Source organism: Pseudomonas psychrophila, assembly GCF_001043005.1.
Lineage (GTDB): Bacteria > Pseudomonadota > Gammaproteobacteria > Pseudomonadales > Pseudomonadaceae > Aquipseudomonas > Aquipseudomonas psychrophila.
On sequence record NZ_JYKZ01000087.1, the window covers coordinates 1 to 580 of the forward strand.

The following is a 580-nucleotide window of genomic DNA, read 5'->3' on the forward strand; positions in this document are numbered from 1 at the left end:
ACCGGCCCGCGCACCAGCGCTGAAACCTTGAGCCATTCACTGTAGGCGCGTACTGGGCACAAGCGCTGCAAGGCCGGGGTCTGGTATGTCTTGCCGAGGTTGTCGCGGTCACTTTTGCTGCGCGGCAAATACAAGGTAATCCCTGAACCCTCAACCGCTTGGACGTGCTCGATTTGCAAGCGGCACAGTTCATCGCTGCGAAACCCTCGCCAGAAACCCAGCAGGATCAGCGACGCATCACGCCTGGCGCGCAATAAGCCGGGCTGGTCGGCGCTGGCTTGTGCGGCCAGGGCTTCGCCCTCAAGCCAGTCGATCACTTGCTCCAGGTGCTGCAATTGCAGTGGCTCGGCCTGCTTCTCTTGCGCCGGGTGCAGCGCGCGAATGCCCTTGAACACTTTGCGCACCACCGGTGCCTTGGTCGGGTCGGCGAACCCCTGGCTGTTGTGCCACTGGGCAATCGCCGACAGCCGCAGCTTCAAGGTGTTGATCGAAAGCTGCCCGCCATGCGCAACCAGATAACGCGCCACGCTATCGCTCGTCGCCGGAAGGAATCCACCCCAGGTCACTTCAAAGTGCTCGA

The 580-nt window shown here is 62.2% G+C and carries 1 pseudogene; it reads right to left on the reverse strand.

Going from position 1 to position 580, the window contains the following annotated elements:
* Positions 1–527, reverse strand: a pseudogene (locus TU76_RS24210) (site-specific integrase); the annotation flags it as partial.
* Between the last annotated feature and the right edge of the window lie 53 nt (positions 528–580).